This window comes from Microcoleus sp. D3_18_C4 (assembly GCF_036702355.1).
Classification (GTDB): Bacteria; Cyanobacteriota; Cyanobacteriia; order Cyanobacteriales; family Microcoleaceae; genus Microcoleus.
In genome coordinates this window covers 75,868-83,926 of sequence record NZ_JAUBTF010000029.1, presented here as the reverse complement: position 1 = coordinate 83,926, position 8,059 = coordinate 75,868, and the positions used below count along the sequence as shown (strand labels likewise).

At 49.0% G+C, this 8,059-nt stretch carries 1 protein-coding gene and 1 CRISPR repeat array; the gene reads right to left on the bottom strand.

Features of this window, described 5'->3' with window-relative positions:
* Window positions 1–125 precede the first annotated feature (125 nt).
* Window positions 126–5,405: a CRISPR direct-repeat array (repeat unit 37 nt; unit sequence GTTTCAATCCCTGATAGGGAGTTAGGTTAATTGCGGC).
* Between the two features lie 279 nt (window positions 5,406–5,684).
* Window positions 5,685–7,802, bottom strand: coding sequence for a DNA-binding protein (locus tag QUA90_RS16070; RefSeq protein WP_333325529.1), 2,118 nt, complete (start codon window positions 7,800–7,802; stop codon window positions 5,685–5,687).
* Window positions 7,803–8,059: the final 257 nt, after the last annotated feature.

Here is an 8,059-nt window from a genome sequence, read left to right as displayed (position 1 = left end):
ACTCGATCGAATAAGCTTTCATTTTTTCTGCTGATGTACTGAATGTAGTGTACCACATTTACATGGAATTTGCTGTAGGTTAATTGCGGCTAAAAAGTTTGCTTTCAGTAGCGTGGCAATGTAGCGTTTCAATCCCTGATAGGGAGTTAGGTTAATTGCGGCATCTTTTTGCTTTTGTTTGTTGCGGTATTTAGGATAGTTTCAATCCCTGATAGGGAGTTAGGTTAATTGCGGCTTGGAATTGAATAAATTCCAAGGCTTTTTTAGCCTAGTTTCAATCCCTGATAGGGAGTTAGGTTAATTGCGGCCCAGCGACGGTATCGAGGGTGAGATACTCCCAGGTTTCAATCCCTGATAGGGAGTTAGGTTAATTGCGGCAGGTAATGTACAAACCTTAACTTCAGTGGGAAGTGACTGTTTCAATCCCTGATAGGGAGTTAGGTTAATTGCGGCTGCCCTTGGCGGGGCGGCTTTTTATTGGTCGTGGGTTTCAATCCCTGATAGGGAGTTAGGTTAATTGCGGCTTCTTAGCAACTCTTCTGCGTCGATCGTCCAGTCTTGGTTTCAATCCCTGATAGGGAGTTAGGTTAATTGCGGCCTATCAACCCAGGGAGTTTAACTGCCGGGGCGTTAGGTTTCAATCCCTGATAGGGAGTTAGGTTAATTGCGGCTTTATTGTCATAGCCGCTGAACAAGCAGCACTGGTTTCAATCCCTGATAGGGAGTTAGGTTAATTGCGGCTCACTAAAAATCATCGAATATTCGGGTGAATATGTTGTTTCAATCCCTGATAGGGAGTTAGGTTAATTGCGGCCCAATATACCGCTTGTGCAGCTTACCAGACATTTTTCTGTGTTTCAATCCCTGATAGGGAGTTAGGTTAATTGCGGCACAGTTTCTATACTCCACAACCCATCATGCTTTGGTTTCAATCCCTGATAGGGAGTTAGGTTAATTGCGGCCATAGCCTACGAATCATGCCGTAACTGTAGTGCAGGTGTTTCAATCCCTGATAGGGAGTTAGGTTAATTGCGGCATTCTGATGAAGGCTAGCAGTGCGGTTCAAGCGCCTGTTTCAATCCCTGATAGGGAGTTAGGTTAATTGCGGCCCGAAATTATTAACTTGAGTGCGAACAATGCTTGGTTTCAATCCCTGATAGGGAGTTAGGTTAATTGCGGCTGCGATCTGCCGTCGCAGAAGTCTGCAAATTTTACGTTTCAATCCCTGATAGGGAGTTAGGTTAATTGCGGCATGATAAGCGTATATCGGGTTAAGTTTTCGCAAGTAAGTTTCAATCCCTGATAGGGAGTTAGGTTAATTGCGGCTAATGAGTATCGCTTCACTTTCATCGCTATCCAGCGCCGTTTCAATCCCTGATAGGGAGTTAGGTTAATTGCGGCCTCGGTTACTGGATTATAGTCGCCTAGTATTTCGTTTCAATCCCTGATAGGGAGTTAGGTTAATTGCGGCCTGTGCCGTCGTTGTGGTGTAATTCGATGATCATTTTTAGTTTCAATCCCTGATAGGGAGTTAGGTTAATTGCGGCCAAATGCACCAATTGACGGTACAGAACAATGCAATGCTAGTTTCAATCCCTGATAGGGAGTTAGGTTAATTGCGGCCAGATTTATCCTGCAACCTACCAAAACAACGATCGCAGATGTTTCAATCCCTGATAGGGAGTTAGGTTAATTGCGGCTCAATTGTTTAAAAATTGGTTGGTGTCCTCAGCCGGTTTCAATCCCTGATAGGGAGTTAGGTTAATTGCGGCATCGGTGTTACCCCCGCGAATGTGAATGTGCCGCATTCGGGGTTTCAATCCCTGATAGGGAGTTAGGTTAATTGCGGCCAAGAATCAACGGAGCTTACCGAACTCCCGACGGTGTTTCAATCCCTGATAGGGAGTTAGGTTAATTGCGGCATAGATAACGTATACGCGCTATAACTAGGCTCTTTGTTTCAATCCCTGATAGGGAGTTAGGTTAATTGCGGCTCCATCGCAGCCCGATCGCCTCAGATGTGCGGCGTTTCAATCCCTGATAGGGAGTTAGGTTAATTGCGGCTTCTCTGGCGACCCAAGTTGCTAGGCTGGAGCCGACTGTTTCAATCCCTGATAGGGAGTTAGGTTAATTGCGGCTTTTCGTTTTCTAACGTTTTTTTAGTGTCTTTTGTTTCAATCCCTGATAGGGAGTTAGGTTAATTGCGGCCTAAAAATTTACACCAAAAAACCGCTCTTCATTTGTTTCAATCCCTGATAGGGAGTTAGGTTAATTGCGGCAGGTTACTAGCGGTGTTTGCTCCGAGCCTGTATTTGTTTCAATCCCTGATAGGGAGTTAGGTTAATTGCGGCTGAGGAGGCAGATGCCACAGTACACAAGGAGTACCGCAGTTTCAATCCCTGATAGGGAGTTAGGTTAATTGCGGCTCAAAGCGATCGCCCGCGAGCTCAATATTGTCCCGTTTCAATCCCTGATAGGGAGTTAGGTTAATTGCGGCTTCTCGATGAAGGGCATACTTTTGATGAGATAGGTTTCAATCCCTGATAGGGAGTTAGGTTAATTGCGGCCCAAGGCAGTGGCTTCCGCCGTTGTGATTTTGTTGGTTTCAATCCCTGATAGGGAGTTAGGTTAATTGCGGCATTAACGATAAAACTTGTGTTGACACAATTGAGTTTCAATCCCTGATAGGGAGTTAGGTTAATTGCGGCGTGATGGAGGTTGCGCCAACGAGCTCCGATCATTCCGTTTCAATCCCTGATAGGGAGTTAGGTTAATTGCGGCCCTGAAAGCTTCCCCCCGGAGGGTTTTGAATCATGTTTCAATCCCTGATAGGGAGTTAGGTTAATTGCGGCCCCCTCTGGATTTTCTTCATTATCTCTCTGTGATCTAGTTTCAATCCCTGATAGGGAGTTAGGTTAATTGCGGCAATGTGTGTTATGTAGAGTGCAAGCTCCAAAAAGGTTTCAATCCCTGATAGGGAGTTAGGTTAATTGCGGCCGCATTTTGATGTCTATGAACTCACGCTAGACAAAGAAGTTTCAATCCCTGATAGGGAGTTAGGTTAATTGCGGCTTGTAGCGGCCGGCACTCCGCTGCAAGATGTGATCGTTTCAATCCCTGATAGGGAGTTAGGTTAATTGCGGCTCGAAGGTACGTCTGTCCAAACCTTGCAAAACATGGTTTCAATCCCTGATAGGGAGTTAGGTTAATTGCGGCCGCTGGAAAATTTAATTAATAGATGATAATCAATCGTTTCAATCCCTGATAGGGAGTTAGGTTAATTGCGGCTTGGACGTGGTGCAAATCTGGTACGTGGTGCAAAAGTTTCAATCCCTGATAGGGAGTTAGGTTAATTGCGGCTTCACCAGCCCAGCTTGTAGCATTTACATTTTGGTATTCGTTTCAATCCCTGATAGGGAGTTAGGTTAATTGCGGCAAGCATCCTCTATTTCGCTCCAATCGGTACGTTGTGCGTTTCAATCCCTGATAGGGAGTTAGGTTAATTGCGGCTCCGCTCCCTCACCCTTTTTTAAATTTGGAAAATTTGTTTCAATCCCTGATAGGGAGTTAGGTTAATTGCGGCATTGCCGCTTGATTTTGTGGTGGGGGTTCCCGACGTTTCAATCCCTGATAGGGAGTTAGGTTAATTGCGGCTTTTAGAATTTCTCTTGGGATTGTCGAGGTCTGTGTTTCAATCCCTGATAGGGAGTTAGGTTAATTGCGGCATGGACGATTATCGCGCCCAACTGGATACACCTGTTTCAATCCCTGATAGGGAGTTAGGTTAATTGCGGCCTACGCCCCTGGTAACTTCTGTAGACTTGATAAGTTTCAATCCCTGATAGGGAGTTAGGTTAATTGTGGCGGGTACGGTCGAGTTGGAAAATGGAAAGGTAATCGGTTTCAATCCCTGATAGGGAGTTAGGTTAATTGCGGCCTTGGGTACGCTAGACTCGCTCTACCCCCTGAGAAGTTTCAATCCCTGATAGGGAGTTAGGTTAATTGCGGCTTCTTTGTTACTTCTAACGGCTTGCAAGCAAGAGTTTCAATCCCTGATAGGGAGTTAGGTTAATTGCGGCCTAACTCAACAGGGGGTTCACCTTCAAATAATGAGTTTCAATCCCTGATAGGGAGTTAGGTTAATTGCGGCAGAGTCGGCTGAAAGCTTGCCAGCAAGAACGGGATGAGTTTCAATCCCTGATAGGGAGTTAGGTTAATTGCGGCTCATGGTATTCCCACAGTGGGACTGATGGGTGTAGTTTCAATCCCTGATAGGGAGTTAGGTTAATTGCGGCCCAAGCGGGAGTGTCCAGCTCTCGTTTGGGCATAAGTTTCAATCCCTGATAGGGAGTTAGGTTAATTGCGGCATGATACCATCTAGTTATACGCATATCCAGAACGTTTCAATCCCTGATAGGGAGTTAGGTTAATTGCGGCCCGGCTTTACAGGTTGATATTTACACAGTCTTGGACGAAGTTTCAATCCCTGATAGGGAGTTAGGTTAATTGCGGCCAATGATTTCTGTGGCTAGTTCCTTGGGATGTTTGTTTCAATCCCTGATAGGGAGTTAGGTTAATTGCGGCTTTATCCCCGCGCCTCTGCGGGTTTTTTAATTTATGTTTCAATCCCTGATAGGGAGTTAGGTTAATTGCGGCCAGATCCGACCGGGGTCAAGCTGAGCCGCTGGCTAATGTTTCAATCCCTGATAGGGAGTTAGGTTAATTGCGGCTCTCGCGGGCCCTTCTAAAGGCAAAAAATCAGTTTCAATCCCTGATAGGGAGTTAGGTTAATTGCGGCCCGATCGGGGTAGCGTACCGGGCGATCCTCTGTACGGGTTTCAATCCCTGATAGGGAGTTAGGTTAATTGCGGCAATTACAAGGCAGAGCAAGTCAGGACTCTACAAGCAGGTTTCAATCCCTGATAGGGAGTTAGGTTAATTGCGGCCTACGATCGCATCCGGTGTCACCAACGCTATCGACATGATTAAGGCAATCGTTTCAATCCCTGATAGGGAGTTAGGTTAATTGCGGCTCGCTGGGGGAATAACTTGCCCTGCTCCGGTGCCGCTGTTTCAATCCCTGATAGGGAGTTAGGTTAATTGCGGCCCTCTAACCCTGATGCTTTTTGGATTGCTAACACTTGGCGGCGTTTCAATCCCTGATAGGGAGTTAGGTTAATTGCGGCACTACAGCAGCCGATCAGCCCTCAGACGTTTATAGAGTTTCAATCCCTGATAGGGAGTTAGGTTAATTGCGGCCTGGACGCTTCCGGCTGAGGCATTTAACGCAGTAGCTGTTTCAATCCCTGATAGGGAGTTAGGTTAATTGCGGCTTGAAATGATTGCCTCTAACGTTGAAAATCCGTATGTTTCAATCCCTGATAGGGAGTTAGGTTAATTGCGGCCGCCCGTTCCAGAAGCTTTTCTGTATTTGGTTTTCAAGGTTCATTTGCGTCTGCATAAAACAAAACTACCATTTCAGCCTTCGACTTGTCAATACCCCAATTTTCATACAGCCCTCAAACCCTTTTCCACCATAGATTCCAGCGATTGCGTCTACCATTGTTAAGCTTGAAGTGCCTCTAACCCTTAGAGCATATACATTATAGCCCCCAAAATTAACACCTCGATTTTTACACCTACGCATAGACGCATTTTCCACCCAAAAACAGACATCAACCCGATCACCACTTGCCCAAAGCCCCCCAAACAGTACCCGAAACCACCCCCCAAATCGCCCCCAAACCAGCCCCCACGATCGCCCCCGCCACAGGCCCCAACTCCACCGGCACCCCAGCGCTAACAGCCGGAAACATCGCAGACACCACCGCCCCCAACACCGTACCCGCAAAAGTGCCCAAAAAACTGCCCCAAATCGCCCCCAAACTCCCACCATTGACACCCGAAGGCTGAAACGAAATCGGCAACTTCGGCGCAAACCCGCAAAAACCCAACAAACCCCCAGAAACCACACCCCCAACAGAACCCACACCAGCCGCCACGATCGCCACACCCAGCAGCAAACCCGCAAACTCATCCACCGGCCGCATCTGGACACCGTATTGTTGCCAAACCACCAGCCCAGCCCCCAAAAAAACACCAGCCAGAGTCCCCACAAACGAGCCCCAGACCGCCCCCAAATACCCTCCCCGCCGGCCCCACACCCTCCCCATCGGCAGCGCCAGAGGAGGCTGAAAAGTTGCCCAAACACAGCCCCAGAGAGCACCAACCCCCGCCCCAGCCAAAATCCTCTCCCCGATCCCCGGAGTGCTATTAATCGCGCCAAACACCGCACCGCCGATCGCCGCCAACAAAAAAGCCCCCCAAGACGCCCCCACCAAAACTCCGCCCCACTTCCGCCAAATCTGATTCGGCGGCAAAGTAAAAACCCCCCACATCACCCCAAAAAAACAGCCCCAAATCGAACCAACAAAAATCGCCCCCAAAATAGCACTGCCGCCCTCAGCTATTGCCGAATAAATCCCCCCGATCGCCGCCAAACACAAACTACCCCAAACACCTCCCCAAGCAGCATCCTGAAAAATGCGCTCAAACTTGCCCACGGGAAGCTGAGGCGCAGGAGTCCGACTCCGAGAAGACATCGGCATCGGTAGCAACGGCACTGCGTACTGGCCCAGGGGGCGTGACAGCCCCGTGGAGGGCTGTTGCCGACGCACTGCGGGCTGGGCCACGACAGGCGGTGACTGGGGCTTTTTACGCTTGATTTTCGCAGGCTGCAAGTGCAATCCGTTGCTGATTGCTTGCCGCGAAGGAAACGGATCGCGCCCTTTCAGGAGTTTTGCCCGATCGCACCAAGGGCATCGACTGAGATGATTTCCGTATTTATGCTGACTATTTCTGCTGCAAGTAACTAAAGCATCTTCCGCTTCCCGAATCGCATTCACCCAAGTTTTCGCATCCGGGCGCGCGGAAGGATTGCCGTGCCCTTCCTCAAAACAGCGGATAAACAGTTGCCGCAGCCGGGGATGCAGCATCTCAAAAGGAGGCGCCGCGGGCATCGGGCGGTAGGGAATCCGTTTCGTACCTGTAGGGAAATGGCCCGATCGAATTCTCGCTTCCAAAGACGGTGGTTCATCGCTACCGAGATAGACTCCCGAAAACGGATGCGTACCTTCCATCAGCAATTGAAAAATTAATACCGCTAAACCGAACAAATCGTGCTCTGGAGATCGATCGATATCGCGGAAAGTCTGCCCCTGCAACTCCGGCGGCGTAAACTCCGGTTTCCCCACGGGACACCGATAAACGTAACCCGTATAAGGATCACGGACTTGAAACGAATCCGTGTCCACCAGCGTTACCAACGCCGTATCCGTCACGAGAATGTTCGACTCGTTTACGTCACCGATGACGTAACCCCTGACGTGGAGGGCATTTACAGCCGAGGCGAGATTTCTGGCGGTACGGTGGAGGTAAAGATAGCTAAATAGCGGTTTTTGTTCGCGCCTGGTTTTGGGAGTGTAGAAAGTGTGTACCGGCATCACCTTGTTGACGCGCGGCATCACAAAACCAACGATTTTTTCTCGCCCGCCGACAGTATGCAGCAAATCAATCGGCCAAGCAATGGAAGCGTGTCCCGGTTCCGCGATCGGCGCATCCGGCGGCATACTGAACATGACTGTGAGTTTGTCGCCGTCTTCGTCTGTCGGTTTGTGGTAGATTTTTGCTACAAGGGACGAGTCTTGGGCGATCGGGTAGATGCGACCTTCACCCCCACTGGCGATCGCGGTTTTGGTGTCGATCGCAATCAGTTGTCCGCTAAATTGGCGCTGCAACTGCATAGAATTCCGTTATGGGATACAGGATTTGGAAGCCATCACTTAATAAATTTGACTTGCCCATTAAATCTTACCCTTCTTATGACTTAGGCACGGGTGAGGAGAGACCGAGTTTTTCACCAAAAGACGCATTGCAGCCCGCAGATTCGGTAAAAAACCCGATTTCTTGGGTGGGAGTGGGTAAGCCCTGTTGCTGTTAGTGGGATGGGCGTCCCGCCCGTCCATCCATTAGTGGGATGGGCGTCCCGCCCCTCCGCGCT